This is a genomic window from Bacteroides sp. OF03-11BH (assembly GCF_003604005.1).
Classification (GTDB): Bacteria; Bacteroidota; Bacteroidia; order Bacteroidales; family Bacteroidaceae; genus Bacteroides; species Bacteroides ovatus.
Genome location: NZ_QTMW01000011.1, coordinates 61,923 through 80,968, shown reverse-complemented (window position 1 = coordinate 80,968; position 19,046 = coordinate 61,923). Strand labels below are relative to the sequence as shown.

At 46.0% G+C, this 19,046-nt stretch carries 18 protein-coding genes; 17 read left to right on the top strand and 1 reads right to left on the bottom strand.

Features of this window, described 5'->3' with window-relative positions; all coding sequences use genetic code 11:
- The first annotated feature begins 16 nt into the window (after positions 1-16).
- The 12 genes from DXA54_RS10765 (at position 17) to DXA54_RS10710 (ending at position 15,302) form a co-directional block, all read left to right on the top strand.
- Positions 17-922 carry a serine O-acetyltransferase gene (locus tag DXA54_RS10765; RefSeq protein ID WP_004296704.1) on the top strand — a complete coding sequence of 302 codons (906 nt, stop codon included), beginning with the start codon at positions 17-19 and terminating at the stop codon, positions 920-922.
- Between the two features lie 16 nt (positions 923-938).
- Complete coding sequence (locus DXA54_RS10760; protein ID WP_120079452.1) at positions 939-2,402, top strand: class I SAM-dependent RNA methyltransferase; 1,464 nt, start codon at positions 939-941, stop codon at positions 2,400-2,402.
- Positions 2,403-2,546: 144 nt separating this feature from the next.
- A complete protein-coding gene (locus DXA54_RS10755; protein WP_004302950.1) occupies positions 2,547-3,110 on the top strand; it encodes an ORF6N domain-containing protein in 564 nt (187 codons plus the stop codon).
- A gap of 14 nt (positions 3,111-3,124) precedes the next feature.
- Entirely contained in the window at positions 3,125-5,323 is a 2,199-nt protein-coding gene (locus tag DXA54_RS10750) for a S9 family peptidase (RefSeq protein ID WP_120079450.1), read from the top strand.
- A 65-nt stretch (positions 5,324-5,388) separates the two neighbouring features.
- Positions 5,389-6,663 (top strand): phosphoribosylamine--glycine ligase, encoded by a 1,275-nt coding sequence (gene purD / locus DXA54_RS10745; RefSeq protein WP_004296700.1) that lies wholly within the window; start codon positions 5,389-5,391, stop codon positions 6,661-6,663.
- Between the two features lie 236 nt (positions 6,664-6,899).
- Complete coding sequence (locus tag DXA54_RS10740; protein ID WP_004296699.1) at positions 6,900-7,910, top strand: hypothetical protein; 1,011 nt, start codon at positions 6,900-6,902, stop codon at positions 7,908-7,910.
- On the top strand, positions 7,895-8,374 hold the full coding sequence (locus tag DXA54_RS10735) for a YqaA family protein (RefSeq protein ID WP_004296698.1): 480 nt from the start codon (positions 7,895-7,897) through the stop codon (positions 8,372-8,374). Before DXA54_RS10740 ends, DXA54_RS10735 begins: the two co-directional genes overlap by 16 nt.
- A 61-nt stretch (positions 8,375-8,435) precedes the next feature.
- A complete protein-coding gene (gene mnmD / locus DXA54_RS10730; protein ID WP_032851885.1) occupies positions 8,436-9,182 on the top strand; it encodes a tRNA (5-methylaminomethyl-2-thiouridine)(34)-methyltransferase MnmD in 747 nt (248 codons plus the stop codon).
- Positions 9,183-9,226: 44 nt separating this feature from the next.
- Positions 9,227-10,150: a metal ABC transporter solute-binding protein, Zn/Mn family gene (locus DXA54_RS10725; protein ID WP_004307815.1), complete on the top strand. Its 924-nt coding sequence runs from the start codon at positions 9,227-9,229 to the stop codon at positions 10,148-10,150.
- A gap of 37 nt (positions 10,151-10,187) precedes the next feature.
- Complete coding sequence (locus DXA54_RS10720; RefSeq protein WP_004307814.1) at positions 10,188-10,961, top strand: metal ABC transporter ATP-binding protein; 774 nt, start codon at positions 10,188-10,190, stop codon at positions 10,959-10,961.
- Positions 10,962-11,165: 204 nt separating this feature from the next.
- The gene (locus DXA54_RS10715) at positions 11,166-14,579 is read left to right on the top strand and encodes a DUF2723 domain-containing protein (RefSeq protein ID WP_120079448.1); all 3,414 of its coding nucleotides are present in this window, start codon (positions 11,166-11,168) and stop codon (positions 14,577-14,579) included.
- Positions 14,580-14,687: 108 nt separating this feature from the next.
- The gene (locus DXA54_RS10710) at positions 14,688-15,302 is read left to right on the top strand and encodes a polysaccharide deacetylase family protein (RefSeq protein WP_004296883.1); all 615 of its coding nucleotides are present in this window, start codon (positions 14,688-14,690) and stop codon (positions 15,300-15,302) included.
- Between the two features lie 453 nt (positions 15,303-15,755).
- On the opposite strand, the gene DXA54_RS28200 is transcribed toward DXA54_RS10710, so the two are convergent.
- Positions 15,756-15,968 (bottom strand): hypothetical protein, encoded by a 213-nt coding sequence (locus DXA54_RS28200; protein WP_128858092.1) that lies wholly within the window; start codon positions 15,966-15,968, stop codon positions 15,756-15,758.
- 19 nt (positions 15,969-15,987) lie between these two features.
- On the opposite strand from DXA54_RS28200, the gene DXA54_RS10695 reads away from it, so the two are divergent.
- The 5 genes from DXA54_RS10695 to DXA54_RS10670 all read left to right on the top strand — a co-directional run bounded on the left by DXA54_RS10695 (position 15,988) and on the right by DXA54_RS10670 (position 18,810).
- Positions 15,988-16,218, top strand: a complete 231-nt coding sequence (locus DXA54_RS10695; RefSeq protein WP_004296881.1) for a hypothetical protein — start codon at positions 15,988-15,990, stop codon at positions 16,216-16,218.
- A gap of 99 nt (positions 16,219-16,317) precedes the next feature.
- Complete coding sequence (locus DXA54_RS28195) at positions 16,318-16,809, top strand: hypothetical protein (RefSeq protein ID WP_004307812.1); 492 nt, start codon at positions 16,318-16,320, stop codon at positions 16,807-16,809.
- Positions 16,810-16,829: 20 nt separating this feature from the next.
- Complete coding sequence (locus DXA54_RS10680) at positions 16,830-17,465, top strand: outer membrane beta-barrel protein (protein ID WP_120079446.1); 636 nt, start codon at positions 16,830-16,832, stop codon at positions 17,463-17,465.
- Between the two features lie 105 nt (positions 17,466-17,570).
- Complete coding sequence (locus DXA54_RS10675; RefSeq protein WP_369746128.1) at positions 17,571-18,290, top strand: hypothetical protein; 720 nt, start codon at positions 17,571-17,573, stop codon at positions 18,288-18,290.
- 49 nt (positions 18,291-18,339) lie between these two features.
- Entirely contained in the window at positions 18,340-18,810 is a 471-nt protein-coding gene (locus DXA54_RS10670; protein ID WP_032849540.1) for a lipocalin family protein, read from the top strand.
- Positions 18,811-19,046 lie beyond the last annotated feature (236 nt).

The following is a 19,046-nucleotide window of genomic DNA, read 5'->3' as shown; positions in this document are numbered from 1 at the left end:
ATGAGCAACTGACCTAATGAGTCCACTGAACTTCACCCACATTTTGACACAGGCAGTCGATGAGCTATCGGAAAGCGAATCTTATAAAGGACTGTTTCATCAGCACAAAGATGGCGAACCACTGCCCTCTGCAAAAGTCTTGTATGAAATTATTGAGCTTTCACGCTCCATTCTTTTCCCCGGATATTACGGAAATTCTACTATTAACAGCCGGACCATCAATTATCACATCGGTGTAAACATTGAAAAATTGTTTGATTTACTTTGTGAGCAAATCCTGGCCGGATTATGTTTTAGCACTTCCATAGAGGGGAAATGCAACGTCTGCTCCGACTCCAAACGAGAAGAAGCTGCACGTCTTGCTGCTAAATTCATCAGTAAGTTACCCGCCATGAGGAGGATACTGGCAACGGATGTGGAAGCCGCCTACAACGGTGACCCGGCTGCCGAAAGCTATGGAGAGGTCATATTCTGTTATCCGGCCATTAAAGCGATCAGCAATTACCGTATCGCGCATGAATTGCTGGAACTGGGTGTTCCTCTGATTCCCCGTATCATCACGGAGATGGCGCATAGCGAAACGGGAATTGATATCCATCCGGCCGCAAAGATTGGCACTCACTTCACCATCGACCATGGTACGGGTGTCGTAATCGGCGCCACGAGTATCATCGGAAACAACGTCAAACTATATCAGGGTGTCACGCTGGGAGCCAAGAGTTTCCCGCTGGATGCCGACGGAAAACCTATCAAGGGAATCCCCCGCCATCCGATCCTGGAAGACAATGTAATTGTTTATTCCAACGCCACTATTCTGGGAAGAATCACCATCGGGCGTGATGCAACCGTAGGCGGTAATATCTGGGTAACGGAAAACGTGCCCGCAGGAGCAAGAATCGTACAAACTAAAGCAAAAAAATAAAATCAAAAGAATCTATATGAGCGAACAATTCGAGATGATAGCCAAGACTTTCCAGGGACTGGAAGAGATACTTGCAGAAGAACTGACAGCATTAGGAGCCAACGACATTCAAATAGGACGTCGTATGGTTTCATTTACAGGAGATAAACGTATGATGTACAAGGCTAATTTCTGTCTACGTACCGCCATCCGTATCCTGAAACCCATCAAGAACTTTACGGCCAAAGATGCTGACGAGGTTTACAATCAAATACAGGCTATTCCATGGGAAGAATATCTCGATGTGAACAAGACATTTGCTATCGATGCAGTAGTATTCAGTGAGGAGTTCCGCCATTCGAAATTCGTTTCGTACAAGGTGAAAGATGCGATTGTGGACTACTTCCGCGAGAAAACGGGTAAACGTCCGTCGGTACGCATCAACAACCCGGATGTACTTCTGAACATTCATATTGCACAGACTACCTGTACCTTGTCGTTGGACTCGTCCGGAGAATCACTTCACCGTCGCGGTTATCGCCAGGAAGCGGTAGAAGCTCCGTTGAATGAGGTATTGGCTGCCGGCATGATTTTAATGACCGGATGGCGTGGAGAATGTGATCTGATCGATCCGATGTGTGGTTCGGGTACTATCCCTGTAGAAGCCGCACTGATTGCTAAAAATATCGCTCCGGGAGTATTCCGTAAAGGGTTTGCTTTCGAGAAATGGGTGGATTTCGATGCGGATATGTTTGATGAGATTTACAATGACGACAGTCAGGAGCGTGAGTTTACTCATAAGATTTATGGGTATGACAACAATCCGAAAGCGAATGAGATTGCAACTCACAATATAAAAGCTGCCGGTGTATCGAAAGATATCGTGCTAAAATTGCAACCGTTCCAGCAGTTCGAACAGCCGAAAGAGAAATCAATCATCATCACCAATCCTCCTTATGGGGAACGTATCTCTACGAATGATTTGCTCGGTCTTTACCAGATGATCGGCGAACGTCTGAAACATGCATTTGTAGGAAACGAAGCATGGGTGCTTTCTTATCGGGAAGAGTGTTTCGACCAGATTGGCTTGAAGGCAAGCCAGAAGGTTCCTTTGTTCAATGGACCGTTGGAGTGTGAATTCCGCAAATATGAGATTTTTGACGGAAAATATAAAGAGTTCAAGAGCCAGGAAGAGGGCGAAGAGAAGAAAGAGGGTGAAAGTGAACAGGCTCCAAGATTCAGAGAAAGAAAAGAGTTTAAGCCACGTCGCGAAGGTGAATTAAAACCACGCCGGGATGGTGAGTCCAGACCTCGCAGAGAGGGAGAATACAAGCCACGCAGAGAAGGAGAATACAAGCCGCGCAGAGAAGGTGGCGACTTCAAAGGTGGCGACAGAGATAGAAAGCCACAGGGAGAATTCCGCGGAGGAAGAGATTCGAGAGGCCCGAGAGAGTTTAAAGGGAACCGGGAGCCGAGGATTCCGAAGAAGGAAGGGGAATAGGCTAAGATTCAATAGTTAATGACTTATTTCAGCAATCATTAACTCACAGAATAAATAGTTCAAGGTCGCAAATTGCGATCTTGAACCCAAAAATAACCATATTAATCAACAGTCATAGACAGTAAGCTGCCAGTTAAACGAAATATGAATGATTTAATCATAGTAGAAAACAAGATATATGAGATCAGAGGGCAGAAAGTTATGCTTGACTTTGATTTGGCGGAAATGTATGAGATTGAAACAAAATATCTCAAGCAAATGGTAAGAAGAAATATAGAACGATTTCCAGCCGATTTCATGTTCCAATTATCAAACGAGGAAGTTAACTATCTGGAAATCAGTTTGAGGTTGCAAATTGCAACCTCAAACAAGGGCGGTAACCGATATGCACCTTTTGCTTTTACCGAACAAGGTGTCGCCATGCTCTCCGGAGTACTTCGAAGCCCTAAAGCCATCGAAGTCAACATCAACATCATGCGAGCCTTTGTCCACATGCGCCAATACCTGCTCTCCCACGCTCCAAAACAGGAATTGGAAGAATTGAGGAAAAGGATTGAATATTTGGAAGAGGACATATCCTCCGACAGAGAAAGCTACGAGAAGCAATTTGACGACCTATTCACCGCTTTCGCCAAATTGAGTGCTGCCATTCAAATAAAGCAGACTCCTTTGGACAGAGTAAAAATAGAAGGATTTAAAAACAAATAATAAAGAAAAGAGCAATGAGTAAAATTGGAAAAAGAGCCATTCTGTTATTGTTGGCACTACCAATCGGATTCAATGTTATGGCACAAGAAACCAAAAAACCGACGCTGGAAGAACTGATTCCGGGCGGCGAGAGTTACCTCTATGCAGAAAACCTGTACGGGCTGCAATGGTGGGGCGACGAATGTATCAAGCCAGGAGTAGATACCCTTTATTCAATTCAACCCAAAACCGGGAAAGAAACAATGGTTATCACTCGCGAGCAAATCAACAAAGTGCTTGAAGAAAACAAGGCAGGAAAATTATCACACCTGTATTCCGTCCGTTTTCCATGGACAGACAAGCCACAAATGCTATTCACGATAGCAGGAAAGTTCATTGTATATGATTTCAAGAACAATCAGGTTGTCAGCACTTTCAAACCAAAGGACGGGGCAAATAATGAAGACTATTGCGCAGCCAGTGGAAATGTGGCTTACACGATAGATAACAATCTATATGTGAATGAGAAAGCAGTAACCAATGAACCCGAAGGCATCGTTTGCGGACAAACAGTGCACCGCAATGAATTCGGTATCAACAAAGGAACTTTCTGGAGTCCGAAAGGCAACCTGCTCGCTTTCTACCGTATGGATGAAAGCATGGTGACACAATACCCGCTTGTAGACATCACTGCACGTGTAGGCGAAGTAAATAACGTACGCTATCCGATGGCAGGAATGACGAGCCATCAGGTAAAAGTAGGCATTTACAACCCTGCTACCGGTAAAAGCATTTATCTGAATGCAGGCGATCCGACAGACCGTTATTTCACTAACATCAGCTGGGCACCGGATGAAAAGAGCCTCTACCTGATCGAAGTAAACCGCGACCAGAATCATGCCAAACTCTGCCAGTACAACGCAGAGACAGGAGAACCCATGGGAGTTCTCTATGAAGAAATGCACCCTAAATACGTTGAACCGCAAAACCCCATCGTATTTTTGCCATGGGACCCTACCAAGTTCATCTATCAAAGTCAGCGTGACGGCTACAATCACCTTTATCTCTTTGAGACAAATGCAGCAAACATGAAAGGTGAAACCTATAATAGTGCCAACGGCGGTAGTTATTTCCAGGCCGGTAAAGTAAAACAGCTAACCAAAGGCAACTGGCTGGTCAGCGAAATCCTGGGATTCAACACAAAGCGTAAAGAGGTCATCTTCACTGCCGTAGAAGGCTTGAGAAGCGGCCATTTTGCAGTAAACGTAAGTAATGGAAAGATAAGCCAGCCGTTTGAGAACTGCAAGGAAAGCGAACATAGCGGAACACTTAGCGCCTCTGGTACATACCTTATCGACCGTTATTCCACCAAAGACCAACCCCGCGTCATCAACCTGGTAGACACCAAAAACTTCAAAGAAACAGCCAACTTGCTGACAGCCGAAAATCCTTACGACGGATACCAGATGCCAAGCATCGAAACCGGAACAATCAAAGCGGCAGACGGCACTACCGACCTGCATTACCGCCTGATGAAGCCGGCAAACTTCGATCCGGCTAAGAAATATCCCGTAATCGTATATGTCTACGGAGGCCCTCACGCGCAATGCGTCACCGGAGGATGGCAGAACGGCGCACGCGGATGGGACACATACATGGCAAGCAAAGGCTATATCATGTTCACCATCGACAATCGCGGTAGCAGCAACCGCGGACTAACATTTGAAAATGCCACCTTCCGCCATCTCGGTATCGAAGAAGGCAAAGATCAGGTGAAAGGCGTTGAATTCCTGAAATCCCTCCCCTACGTAGACAGCGAGCGCATCGGCGTACACGGATGGAGTTTTGGAGGTCACATGACTACCGCCCTGATGCTCCGTTACCCGGAGATATTCAAAGTAGGCGTTGCCGGAGGTCCGGTAATCGACTGGGGTTATTATGAAGTGATGTACGGCGAACGCTATATGGATACACCAAAAAGCAATCCGGAAGGCTACAAAGAATGTAATCTGAAAAACCTTGCCGGCCAACTGAAAGGTCACCTATTGATTATTCACGACGACCACGACGACACCTGCGTGCCACAACACACCCTGTCGTTCATGAAAGCCTGTGTAGATGCCCGCACTTATCCCGACCTGTTTATCTACCCGTGCCACAAGCACAACGTAGCAGGCCGCGACCGTGTACATCTGCACGAGAAAATCACCCGGTACTTTGAGCAGAACTTATAAAACCTGTGAAGTCCACCGCATCTATACGAATCATATATAACAGTATAACTTATAATAGCACAAAGATGAAGATATTATTACTTGGCTCGGGCGGCCGCGAACATGCACTGGCATGGAAAATTGCCCAAAGTCCGAAAGTTGAAAAACTGTACATTGCTCCGGGAAATGCCGGAACAACTGCCGTAGGCGAGAATGTCAACATCAAAGCAACCGATTTTGAAGCCATCAGCGCTTTCGCTCTGAAAGAGAACATTCAAATGGTAGTAGTAGGCCCCGAAGATCCGTTGGTAGAAGGAATCTACGACTACTTCCAGAACCGTCCGGAGCTAAAGCATATTGCCGTTATCGGTCCTTCGGCTCAAGGAGCAGAACTGGAAGGAAGCAAGGAGTTTGCCAAAGGCTTCATGATGCGCCACAACATCCCGACAGCCCGCTACAAAAGCATCACTTCGGCAAACCTCGAAGAAGGTCTCGCTTTCCTCGAAACGCTGGAAGCTCCATACGTATTGAAGGCTGATGGTCTTTGTGCCGGAAAAGGAGTACTTATCCTCCCTACACTGGACGAAGCTAAAGTAGAACTGAAAGAAATGCTGGGTGGCATGTTCGGCTCTGCATCGGCAACCGTTGTAATCGAAGAGTTCCTAAGCGGTATCGAGTGCTCTGTATTCGTACTGACAGACGGAGAACACTATAAAGTCCTCCCCGTAGCCAAAGACTACAAACGCATCGGTGAAGGCGATAAAGGACTAAATACAGGCGGTATGGGTAGCGTAACCCCCGTTCCGTTTGCCGATGAAGTATTTATGGAGAAAGTACGCACACGCATCATCGAACCGACCATCAACGGCCTGAAAGAAGAAAACATCACTTACAAAGGCTTCATCTTCCTCGGCCTTATCAAGGTGAAAGGTGAACCGATGGTGATCGAATACAACGTCCGCATGGGCGACCCGGAAACAGAAAGCGTGATGCTCCGTATCCAGAGCGACTTCGTAGAACTGCTTGAAGGTACTGCCGCAGGCAACCTGAACGAAAAAACACTGGTGATGGACCCACGTTCAGCCGGCTGTGTCATCCTTGTCAGCGGTGGTTATCCCGAAGCCTACGAAAAAGGATTCCCTATCAGCGGACTGGAACAGGCTGCCGCTACCGACAGCATCATTTTCCATGCCGGAACAGCCATGAAAGACGGACAAGTAGTGACGAACGGAGGACGTGTGATTGCCGTTTGCTCTTACGGTGCAACGAAAGAAGAGGCACTGGCACAGAGCTACAAAGTGGCAGACATGATCGACTTCGACAAGAAGTATTTCCGCCGCGATATCGGATTCGATTTGTAATTCAAGTTTCGCACGCAAGTAGCCCTATTCCGCATAGCGTTGAACATCATTGACTTGTCAAGCATTAATAGTTGAGTTATCAAGTATTAATAGTTTAGACGACAATTGTTAATACTTAAGGAATCAGGTATTAACAGCTGACAGGATGGTTGTTAACATCAAGCATGCAGGATATTAATATCCGGAATATCAACCGAATGTACCTATAGTATCAAGAGATAACAAGTAATAAACTCATGAGAAATAAAAGACTACAAAGTCAAGTGACGGCAGGACGGTGGACCCTGCCTGCCGTTATCTTTATCTGCGCCCTATGCTGGGTGTTGACTTACTTTTTATTTCCCGGTTCCATAGCCTCAACCGTACTCGAAGGCAGCCCTTCTGCTTGGCAACCCGCCCGCGATTTTCTGCTTCCGGGGTGGGCAGACCGGATTGTCAGCTTCCTGATTTATGCAACCATCGGTTACTTTCTGATAGAGCTGAACAATCAGTTCAGCATTATCCGTATGAGGGCTTCCATGCAGACGGCTATCTATTTCCTGCTGGTCACCGTCTGCCCGAAAATGCATTACCTATATACAGGAGATATTGTTGCCCTGGGCTTTCTCATTTCCATTTATTTTCTGTTTAAAAGCTATCAGCAAACACAAGCTGCGGGTTATTTATTCTACTCCTTCTTCTTTATCGGAGCGGGAAGTATTCTGTTCCCACAGTTCACCATCCTCTCGGTGCTTTGGTTGCTCGAAGCCTACCGTTTCCAGTCGCTCACTCCGCGTAGTTTCTGCGGTGCGCTGCTCGGATGGATGCTGCCATACTGGATGCTGTTCGGACACGCCTTCTTCTACAATGAGATGGAGTTGTTCTATCGCCCTTTCAATCAGCTACTGACTATCGGGGAATTCTTCAACCTGCAAATCCTCCAGCCTTGGGAACTGGCAATACTCGGCTATCTGTTGGTGATGTTCATCGTCAGTGCCGTCCATTGCATCGCCGCCGGATTTGAGGATAAGATACGCACACGCGCCTATCTCCAATTCCTGATAGACCTGACGATTTTCCTGTTCCTGCTGATTGCCCTGCAACCGATATATTGCAGTGCCCTATTGCCTTTGCTTATCATAAGCAACAGCATCCTGATCGGACATTTCTTTGTACTGACCAATAGTAAAAGTTCGAATGTGTTTTTCATCATTTCATTGGTCGGTCTCATCCTCTTATTCGCTTTTAATATATGGACGCTTTTATAGATTCAACGATACAACTCCTCATAGAATGGGGACTCCCGGGATTATTCATCTCGGCTTTACTGGCTGGGAGCATCGTGCCTTTCAGTTCCGAACTGGTACTGGTGGCACTGGTGAAACTCGGTCTGCCCCCGATAGCCTGTCTGATCTCCGCCACTCTGGGCAACACAGTAGGCGGAATGACTTGCTACTACATGGGACGTCTGGGCAAAATCAGTTGGATCGAGAAATATTTCAAGGTAAAGAAAGAGAAAGTAGACAAAATGGTGAAATTCCTGCAAGGGAAAGGAGCATTGATGGCCTTCTTCACCTTTCTTCCCGCCATTGGGGAAGTGATAGCCATTGCACTGGGATTTATGCGAAGCAACACATGGCTCACCATAGTTTCCATGTTTGTCGGCAAACTGATACGTTATATTCTTCTCCTGTATGCACTCGAAAGTGCCTGGGACGCTATAGCAGGATAAGGATTTTAAATATCAGGTAAAAAGTATTAGACGTTAGACAGTAAGCATTAGAGATTGTATGATGGAAAGGATTATTGAGAAAACCGACGACGGGAGCGCTACCCTGTTTGTTCCGGAATTGAATGAACATTATCATTCAACGAAAGGGGCACGCACGGAGTCTCAACATATTTTCATCGATATGGGACTTAAAGCCTCTTCCGCCACTACTCCACATATTCTTGAGATCGGCTTCGGGACAGGGCTAAACGCCTGGCTCACCCTTGAAGAAGCAGAAAGAAGCAGACGGAATATACACTATACAGGATTGGAACTCTATCCACTGGAATGGCAGACGATAGAGCAATTAGGATATATCTCCAATGATGAACAATTAACGACGACCGCCCGGCAGCAACCGGCTATCGAATTGTTTAAGCAACTTCATACATCACCTTGGGAGAAAGACGTGCAACTCACTCCACACTTCACCCTACGGAAAGTAGAGACAGACGTAAACAAATGGGTTGAGAACAGAGAACGAACAATGAGCAATATCAATGATAGCGTAACCAACGCCGAATCACCTGCCCTGAATCTTTCATTTAACCTCATTTACTTCGATGCCTTTGCACCGGAAAAGCAACCGGAAATGTGGTCGCAAGAACTATTCAACCGCCTCTACGTTTTATTAGATAGAGACGGCATCCTGACCACTTACTGCGCCAAAGGTGTCGTCCGCCGGATGTTACAGACAGCCGGATTCACAGTAGAACGTCTGCCCGGACCTCCGGGTGGTAAACGGGAAATATTACGGGCCCGAAAATAAGAATAGAAACAAGATAAAAAAGAACCCCCGAAATAGAAGAAGTCATGAAAAAACAACTAAAAGATATGAGAACCCTCTTCCTCCTTAGTGCCTGCCTCCTAATGGCAGCCTGCACAGGACGCTCTTCCCAAGCAAGCAACGATGACGAAGCAAAACCGGTGATTACCGTCACCCTGGAACCGCAACGTTATTTCACGGAAGCTATTGCCGGAGATAAATTTAAAGTAGTCAGCATGGTCCCCAAAGGTTCCAGCCCGGAAACCTATGATCCTGTCCCCCAACAACTCGTGTCTCTGGGAGACAGCAAAGCCTATTTCCGCATCGGATACATCGGCTTCGAACAGACCTGGATGGATCGCTTAATGAACAATACCCCCCATATTCAAGTGTTCGACACCTCCAAAGGAATCGACCTCATACTCAACAATGATGACCACGACCACGGACATAACAGCCACGACGGGCATATCCATGCTGTAGAGCCGCACGTATGGAATTCCACCGGTAATGCTTTAATCATTGCAGGAAACACCTACAAAGCCCTTAGCCAACTGGATAAGACAAATGAGGTATACTATAGAAACCGCTACGATTCGCTCTGCCAGCGTATCCAGCACACCGACAGCCTGATTCGCCGTCAACTCTCCGCTCCCGAAGCAGCCAAAGCCTTCATGATTTATCATCCGGCTCTCTCCTACTTCGCCCGCGACTACGGATTGCATCAGATTTCCATCGAAGAAGGGGGCAAAGAACCTTCTCCCGCCCATCTGAAAGCCTTGATAGACCTGTGTCAGGCAGAAGATGTACGTGTAATCTTTGTTCAACCGGAATTTGACAAACGCAATGCGGAAACCATCGCGCAGCAAACCGGAACGAAAGTGATCCCTATCAATCCGCTAAGTTACGACTGGGAAGAAGAAATGCTGAATGTAGCCAAAGCCCTCGCGCCACAGGCTGCAACAAAATAAATGTATAAAGAAAGAACCCATCAAGCCATTTCCAACGATGAAACCAATAATCGAAATAAAGAATCTTTCCGCCGGATATGACGGTCGCACTGTTCTCCACGATGTTAATCTAAGCATCTACGAACGGGATTTTCTAGGTATTATAGGTCCGAACGGAGGCGGCAAAACGACGCTTATAAAGTGCATCCTCGGTCTGTTGAAGCCAACCGGAGGGGAAATTATATTCCATACTCCTGAAAAAGCATCTACTAAAACCACTTCTACTTTCCTGGGTTATCTGCCTCAATACAACAGTATAGACCGGAAGTTCCCTATTTCCGTGGAAGAAGTGATCCTATCCGGATTAAGCATACAAAAATCGCTCACTTCACGATTTACTCCCGAACAGAAAGAGAAAGGTAAACAGATTATTTCCCGCATGGGGCTTGAAGGACTCGAACACCGTTCTATCGGGCAATTAAGCGGCGGGCAGCTGCAACGTGCCCTGTTGGGACGTGCCATCATCTCCGACCCTGCGGTATTGATTCTCGATGAACCCAGCACGTATATCGACAAGCGTTTCGAAGCACGCCTTTATGAGTTATTGGCTGAAATCAATAAAGAATGTGCCATTATCCTTGTCAGTCACGACATCGGCACTGTATTGCAACAGGTAAAATCCATCGCCTGTGTCAACGAAACGCTGGATTACCATCCGGATACAGGCGTTACTACCGAATGGCTGGAAAGGAACTTCAACTGCCCTATCGAGCTATTGGGACACGGTACATTGCCTCACCGGGTTTTAGGAGAGCATAATCACCATCATTAAAGTTGCCATAGACTCTATATAGATATACGGCTTCCTTGTTTTAAAATGTATCTTCCCTCTCTGCTGCCTTCCGGAAGAGTGAAAGAGATAGTAAATCACCCCTTTGTTACTTAATATTTCTTACTTTCTTCCTCATTATCCTTACAAATCACTATCTTTGCGACCTCATAATTTGTTTTTAACGAATAAACTACGATAGTGCTAATGAAACAGTACAGAACCGTAAACAACCTTATGGGTTGGCTTACATTCATCATTGCGGCAACCGTCTACTGCCTGACAATAGAACCGACCGCAAGTTTCTGGGATTGCCCGGAGTTCATAACCACCGGCTATAAACTGGAAGTCGGACACCCGCCCGGCGCGCCTTTCTTCATGCTAGTGGCGAATCTGTTTTCTCAATTTGCTTCCGACGTAACAACTGTTGCTAAAATGGTGAATTACATGAGTGCCCTCATGAGTGGCGCCTGTATCCTGTTCCTTTTCTGGAGCATCACCCACCTGGTACGCAAACTGATTATCACTGACGAAAACAATATCACCAAAGGACAGCTTATCACAGTGATGGGTAGCGGACTGATCGGTGCACTGGTTTATACATTCAGTGACACATTCTGGTTCTCGGCCGTGGAAGGTGAAGTATATGCCTTCTCCTCCCTGTTTACCGCTGTTGTTTTCTGGTTGATTCTGAAATGGGAAGACGTAGCCGACCAGCCGCACAGCGACCGTTGGATTATCCTCATCGCCTATCTGACGGGATTGAGTATCGGTGTTCACTTGCTGAACTTGCTTTGTCTGCCCGCCATCGTACTGGTATACTATTACAAGAAAACTCCAAACGCTACCGCCAAAGGTTCGTTAATTGCGTTATTCGGCTCAATGGTACTCGTTGCAGCCGTGCTTTACGGCATCGTACCGGGTATTGTGAAAGTAGGCGGCTGGTTCGAGTTGTTGTTCGTCAACGGACTCGGAATGTCATTCAATTCGGGCGTAGTGGTTTATATCATTCTGCTTGCGGCCGCTCTGATTTGGGGTGTATACGAAAGTTACACCGAAAAAAACAAAGCGCGCATGGCTATCTCCTTTATCCTGACGATCGCTTTGCTGGGTATCCCATTCTACGGACACGGAGCCAGCAGTATCATCATCGGTATTTTGGTTATCGCCGCATTGGGACTTTATCTTGCTCCGAGTGTACAGGCTAAAATCAAAGAGAGATGGCGTATCACCGCCCGCACCATGAACACAGCATTACTGTGCACCATGATGATCGTAATCGGGTATTCTTCTTACGCACTGATCGTTATCCGTTCTACTGCCAACACTCCGATGGACCAAAACTCACCGGAGGATATATTCACCCTGGGCGAATACCTCGGCCGTGAACAATACGGAACCCGTCCGCTCTTCTACGGCCCTGCTTTCTCTTCGAAAGTGGCACTTGACATAAAAGACGGCTATTGTATTCCGCGCCAATCGGAAGCAGGAAGTAAGTTTGTCCGCAAGGAAAAGACTTCGCCCGACGAAAAAGACTCTTATATCGAACTTCCCGGACGTGTGGAATACGAATATGCACAGAATATGCTTTTCCCGCGTATGTACAGTTCGTCACACGCACCGCTCTACAAACAATGGGTAGACATCAAGGGATATGACGTTCCTTACGACCAGTGTGGAGAGATGGTGATGGTAAACATGCCTACCCAATGGGAAAATATCAAATTCTTCTTCTCCTACCAGCTAAACTTCATGTACTGGCGTTACTTCATGTGGAACTTTGCTGGACGGCAGAATGACATACAGGGTAGCGGAGAAATTGAGCACGGCAACTGGATCACCGGTATTCCGTTTATCGACAACCTACTGGTAGGTAACCAGGAATTGCTTCCGCAAGATCTCAAAAACAATAAAGGACACAACGTATTCTACTGTCTGCCGCTGATTCTCGGCTTAATCGGACTCTTCTGGCAGGCTTACCATAGCCAGCGAGGTATCCAGCAATTCTGGGTGGTATTCTTCCTGTTCTTTATGACAGGTATCGCTATCGTGCTCTACCTCAACCAAACTCCTGCACAACCCCGTGAACGAGACTATGCGTATGCCGGTTCGTTCTATGCCTTTGCCATCTGGGTAGGTATGGGAGTGGCAGGTATCATCCGCATGTTGCGAGATTATGCCAAGATGCAGGAACTTCCGGCAGCCGTTCTGGCTTCAGTGCTCTGTTTGTTCGTCCCCATCCAGATGGCGGGACAGACATGGGATGACCACGACCGCAGCGGACGCTTCGTTGCCCGCGACTTCGGACAGAACTACCTGATGACTTTGCAGGAAGAAGGCAACCCGATTATCTACACCAATGGTGATAACGATACCTTCCCATTGTGGTACAATCAGGAAACGGAAGGTTTCCGTACGGATGCCCGCACCTGTAACTTAAGTTACCTGCAAACAGACTGGTATATAGACCAGATGAAACGTCCGGCCTACGATTCTCCGTCACTCTCTATCACTTGGGACCGTGTGGAATACGTGGAAGGACAAAACGAATATATCTCTATCCGTCCGGAAATGAAAGCTCTTATCGACAGCTATTTCAAACAGGCAAACGAACTGGCTGCACAGGGAGACACTACCATATTGTCGCTCGTTCACTCCATCTTCGGTGAGAATCCTTATGAACTGAAGGAAATCATCAACCGCTGGATGCTTGGCAAGAACGACCAATTGAAAGAACTTCTCAAGAAGACAGGAAAAGAGATACAGCTTCCGCTCATCCCTACGGACAGCATCGTCATGAAGATAGATAAGGAAGCCGTACGCCGCTCCGGCATGAAAATACCGGAAGCTCTGGGCGACTCTATCCCCGAATACATGACAATCACCCTTAGAGACGCCAACGGCAACCCGAAACGCGCCCTCTACAAGAGTGAGCTGATGATGCTCGAAATGCTTGCCAACGCTAACTGGGAACGTCCTATCTATATGGCAATCACCGTAGGAAGCGAAAACCATCTGGGCATGGGCAACCACTTCACACAGGAGGGTCTCGCCTACCGCTTCACTCCGTTCGATACGGACAAACTGGACAGCAAGATCGACAGTGAAAAGATGTACGACAACCTGATGAACAAGTTCAAGTTCGGCGGTATCGACAAGCCGGGTATCTACATCGACGAGAACGTGATGCGTATGTGCTACACGCACCGCCGTATCTTCACGCAGCTCGTAGGACAGCTTATCAAAGAAGGTAAGAAGGACAAGGCACTCGCTGCACTCGATTACGCCGAAAAGATGATTCCGGCAATCAACGTACCGTATGACTGGGCAAATGGCGCCTTCCAAATGGCAGAGTCTTATTATCAACTGGGACAGAACGAGAAAGCCAACAAGATTATCGACGAGCTTGCCAACAAGTCGCTCGAATACATGATCTGGTATCTTAGCCTGAACGATAACCAGCTTGCCATTGCCAGCGAAAACTTCGTGTACAACGCCAGTTTGCTTGACGCGGAAGTCCGCCTAATGGAAAAATACAAATCAGAAGAACTCGCAAAACATTACTCTACGCAACTCGATCAGCTATACAACGAGTACGTGACGAGAATGAAAGGGAAATAATTTAGGTATGAAGTAATAAGTATTAAGTATTAACGTAGCTTCCGGCATGTTTTCCGTAAGGTATAATACTTAATACTTATTTCCTAATACTTCAAAACACAGACTCTCATGTTTATAGAACAACCACCTTGGCTTTTCCGGGCGTTGTATCCACAAGCTATCTTCCGGATGGACCCGAATGAGCGGGCAGTCTATCTGACTTTCGACGACGGCCCCATCCCCGAAGTAACTCCCTGGGTACTGGAAATACTGGAAAAGCATCATATTAAAGCTACCTTTTTCATGGTAGGCGACAATATACGCAAACACCCGGATGAATACCGGATGGTGGTAGAGCACGGACACCGCATCGGTAACCATACTTTCAACCACATCCGTGGATTTGAATATTCCAATCCGGATTACCTGGCAAATGCCAGAAAGGTAGATGATATTATTCATTCCGATCTCTTCCGTCCACCACACGGACACATGGGATTCAGGCAGTATTATACGTTGCGCTATCATTACCGCATCATTATGTGGGATCTCGTGACCCGCGATTACAGTAAGCGGATGCGCCCGGAACAAGTGCTGAACAACGTGAAACGCTATGCGCGAAACGGTTCTATCATCACTTTCCACGATTCGCTGAAGTCATGGAACAACGGTAACCTGCAATACGCACTTCCCCGTGCCATCGAGTTCCTGAAAGAGGAAGGTTATGAATTCAAGGTGTTATAATCTTTGAAAAAACAGAAACTTCGAAAAGAGCAGAGCTTCCTGATAAGAAAGAAAAGGTTTCTGATGAATAAAAAAGCTCCCTGATAAGAAAAAAAATATAAGCCGAGGTATTATGCCCCGGCTTTTGTAGTTTAAAGCCCGTTTCGTGCCCAAAATTGAAAGATCCCTCCTCTTTCTTACAAGATGCCAGTGCAACCGCATTTCGCCTGGTAAAGGGCAAAAAGAGGGCAAAACAACCTGCATTCAAAAAGTTTCTGATTCACATTACCATTTCCAACCGTATTTTTTTATACATTTGCAACGGTCTCTTCCGCAGAAAGCCTCCGGGTGGCGAGGGAGAGACGTTTATATTGAGAAGACGTTTACAAGCGTTTGTCATTTGTGTTCAGAACTTCGCAAACTTTGACCTATCGGAATGACTAACAGCAACAAAGACGTCCTCCTGATGTGTATTTATATACATCCGTGCCTCACTTTGGAAAACAAAGGGAGGCTACGGGTGTTGTACATATCGGCGTGGGCTTTCTGCGTTGTTCGTTCCCGATAGTTGGCATTGCGAAGGCCTTGAACACGGAACGGACGAAGGTGAGAGATTCCCACGCCTTTTCTATATATTCCTGTCAACAATAGATTGAATTGTCCGCCCAACGGGAGTCTGGGGGACACACATAAGCAGAATAGGCACATGATTCATGCGGGACAACTTATTGAACGCACGCTTCACGAACAGGGACGCACCGTCACCTGGTTCGCTACCCAACTATGCTGCACACGCCCCAATGTTTACAAGATATTCCGAAAAGAGAATATCGACATCCACCTGCTCTGGCGCATCTCCTGCATCCTCGGCCATGATTTTTTCCGCGATCTTTCCGACAGCATCAATACCGGAAACTTCCCCAGTGTATCCAAATAGGATACAATTCCGTATCGTTCTTGGAACTATGCTTTCACCCGGTAGTATACTCCTTTCGCATACCTTTGCAGGCATATTAACATATAATCACAAAAGGACATGAAAACGAAAAAACTATTTCTGATTATTGCTCTGGTTGTCGGTTGTGCCGTCGGAGCCCATGCGCAAAAGACGGTCTTCAAGTTTCGTGATGCACAGGCACGTGCAGGCGATGCAGTTACTGAAGTTTGTGTCAAACCCACAGTTGTCGAGGTGAAAATACTGGAAGATAAGGGACGAATCAAGGATGAATGGACACTAAGCAAAGAGGAAGTGGAGATCGCCATGAAAGGAGAACTTGACAACATCCGTGCATGGGGGACGTATCTGTCCACCATCAAATACAACTGCGATGTCATCATGGGAGCCACTTTCAAAGTGGAAGATAATGAAAAAACAGGGGGATACACGGTTACAGTAGTAGGTTATCCCGGCATCTTTGTCAACTGGCATCCTGCCACCCAGGACGATTATGAATGGATACGTCTGCAGAAGTTATCACCCACGGATGGAAAAAGCCAGATAGCACCTGTCGTTAAGAATAAGAATTAATCACTAAAACATAAATAACAATGAAAAAAGTACTATCAATGATTGCCGCACTCTTATTGTGCGTAGGAACTCAAGCGCAAATCGTATCATCCAGAAGTGCAATCGTCAAAACAGAGAAGCAAGCCAGCAGCACACAATGGTTCTTGCGTGCAGGTTTGAATATCATGAACTTCTCCGGTGACGGAGCCGAAGGAGCTGACTCAAACATCGGATATAACGCAACATTTGGCTACCAGAAGCCTTTAGGCAGCACAGGAGGATACTGGGGAATGGAATTTGGACTCGGCTCCCGTGGTTTCAAAGTGGAAGACACGAAGTGCATGGCTCATAATATACAATACTCTCCGTTCACATTCGGATGGAAATTTGCAGTGGCGGACAATGTTCATATCGACCCGCATGTAGGAGTCTTTGCCAGCTACGATTACACGAGCAAAATGAAAGCAGACGGAGAGAGCATCAGTTGGGGAGATTACGCAGATTACATGGAAGTTGACTACAATCATTTCGATGCCGGTATGAATATCGGTGTAGGAGTCTGGTACGACCGTTTCAACCTGGATCTCACCTATCAGCGCGGATTCATAGATACATTCAGCGATGCCGACGGATTCAAGACCAGTAACTTTATGATTCGTCTAGGTATTACCTTCTAAGGACAACCAAACCTCAATAAACCATATTATTTATTCAGCGTCCACGATCTTTTCTCTTCGCAAAAAGGGCCGTGGATGCTGTTTTCTTAAAAATAACGGAATATGATGACCAAACGACAATTTCTGGCAATCATGTATCTGCTGACGGGAGTTATCCCGCTGATAGCACAGACTTTCACCGAACAGAAAAAGAGCTATCCCGTCAGTGCAGACGGCAATAAATATGTGGTCAGCGGATTTACCCCTTTCAGCAGCATGCATGACGAGAACATCTACGCTAATGCACTGTTATGGACCGTCAAAAATGTCTGTCCGCAGCTACGGGAAGGGATCACAGAGGTAAACGTACGGGCTAAAAACTTCAGTTGCGATCTGATACTTGCCTCGCAAGCAGATTCAAATCAGAAGAATACTTACTATTGCAAAGCCCTGTTTCAAGTAAAAGACGGCAAGCTGGTCTACTATCTTTCCAATATACGGATAGAATCATCAGCAGTGATAATGAAAAAAATCACTCCCATGGAGAAGCTGCAACCGGACAAGAAAGCATCTCACAAAGAAATCATGGATGACTTCGTACAGGTGGAATCGCAAGTATTGAATAAAATGTTCGACTTCATCGTAACGAACCAACTTTCACCAATCACTCACTGGAATGAAATCAGTATCAACAAGCCGGTGAAAGGCATGACGGAAGATGAATGTCTGCTGGCCTTCGGCAAACCGCAGACTATTCAAGAATCAAATGGAGAAGTGCAATGGATGTATTCCAGCTCGTTCTACCTATTCTTCAAGAATGGACATGTGGAAACGATTATCAAATAATCCCATAAAAACAAATCATCTCAAAATCAAACAATTAAAACAATTTATTATGAAAACAATCTGGAAAGCAACCGTTTGCATAGTTGCAGTATTACTGTCGTTCAGCATTTATTCCTGTGGCGATGACGACGATGACGCTGTCGGTTCACGCGATTTATTGTTAGGAACATGGAATGGAGTGTATTATCTTTCACAAGAATGGGAAGATGGTGAAAAGGTAAGTGACTCTAAAGAAGATTTTGTAAATGGAACCAACCGTTATTCCATAGAGTTAAAGGAAGATGGTACGTATGTAGAAAAAGATGTCTACAACTCCTCCAGAAGTACTAATTATTATCACGGTACATGGAGCTACTCCGGTAATAAGCTGACTCTCATCGACACTGAAGAGGATAATTACACAGAAGTGTGGACAGTGACCACAATGACAGAGAATGAATTAGTCTATGAACTTCGTGAGAAAGAGAAAGAAGACGGAACGACATACGAATATTACGAACAACACGCTTTTACAAGATAGCTCAAGGACATTATCTTTCTTTTCCAGAAAGACACATTCTTAATTCTCTTTCTTTTTCAGAAAGATAAAAATAAGCAAAGGTTCCTTTGATAAAAAGAAACCTTTGCTTCATCTATTAGAAAAGACGCATGATATTCAATAATGAATCGCGTATTCAGTGAGTAAAAGAAATTAAAGAGGGCGTTTCGTCACACCTCGACAATCCTTCTTTTTTGACTGTATAAGCAATTCAGCAC

What these genes read in the sequence shown, in the direction of transcription:
- DXA54_RS10765 (WP_004296704.1), top strand. Translation starts at nt 17, where the DNA reads ATGAGTCCACTGAACTTCACCCACATTTTGACACAGGCAGTCGATGAG.
- DXA54_RS10760 (WP_120079452.1), top strand. Translation starts at nt 939, where the DNA reads ATGAGCGAACAATTCGAGATGATAGCCAAGACTTTCCAGGGACTGGAA.
- DXA54_RS10755 (WP_004302950.1), top strand. Translation starts at nt 2,547, where the DNA reads ATGAATGATTTAATCATAGTAGAAAACAAGATATATGAGATCAGAGGG.
- DXA54_RS10750 (WP_120079450.1), top strand. Translation starts at nt 3,125, where the DNA reads ATGAGTAAAATTGGAAAAAGAGCCATTCTGTTATTGTTGGCACTACCA.
- purD (WP_004296700.1), top strand. Translation starts at nt 5,389, where the DNA reads ATGAAGATATTATTACTTGGCTCGGGCGGCCGCGAACATGCACTGGCA.
- DXA54_RS10740 (WP_004296699.1), top strand. Translation starts at nt 6,900, where the DNA reads ATGAGAAATAAAAGACTACAAAGTCAAGTGACGGCAGGACGGTGGACC.
- DXA54_RS10735 (WP_004296698.1), top strand. Translation starts at nt 7,895, where the DNA reads ATGGACGCTTTTATAGATTCAACGATACAACTCCTCATAGAATGGGGA.
- mnmD (WP_032851885.1), top strand. Translation starts at nt 8,436, where the DNA reads ATGGAAAGGATTATTGAGAAAACCGACGACGGGAGCGCTACCCTGTTT.
- DXA54_RS10725 (WP_004307815.1), top strand. Translation starts at nt 9,227, where the DNA reads ATGAAAAAACAACTAAAAGATATGAGAACCCTCTTCCTCCTTAGTGCC.
- DXA54_RS10720 (WP_004307814.1), top strand. Translation starts at nt 10,188, where the DNA reads ATGAAACCAATAATCGAAATAAAGAATCTTTCCGCCGGATATGACGGT.
- DXA54_RS10715 (WP_120079448.1), top strand. Translation starts at nt 11,166, where the DNA reads ATGAAACAGTACAGAACCGTAAACAACCTTATGGGTTGGCTTACATTC.
- DXA54_RS10710 (WP_004296883.1), top strand. Translation starts at nt 14,688, where the DNA reads ATGTTTATAGAACAACCACCTTGGCTTTTCCGGGCGTTGTATCCACAA.
- DXA54_RS10695 (WP_004296881.1), top strand. Translation starts at nt 15,988, where the DNA reads ATGATTCATGCGGGACAACTTATTGAACGCACGCTTCACGAACAGGGA.
- DXA54_RS28195 (WP_004307812.1), top strand. Translation starts at nt 16,318, where the DNA reads ATGAAAACGAAAAAACTATTTCTGATTATTGCTCTGGTTGTCGGTTGT.
- DXA54_RS10680 (WP_120079446.1), top strand. Translation starts at nt 16,830, where the DNA reads ATGAAAAAAGTACTATCAATGATTGCCGCACTCTTATTGTGCGTAGGA.
- DXA54_RS10675 (WP_369746128.1), top strand. Translation starts at nt 17,571, where the DNA reads ATGACCAAACGACAATTTCTGGCAATCATGTATCTGCTGACGGGAGTT.
- DXA54_RS10670 (WP_032849540.1), top strand. Translation starts at nt 18,340, where the DNA reads ATGAAAACAATCTGGAAAGCAACCGTTTGCATAGTTGCAGTATTACTG.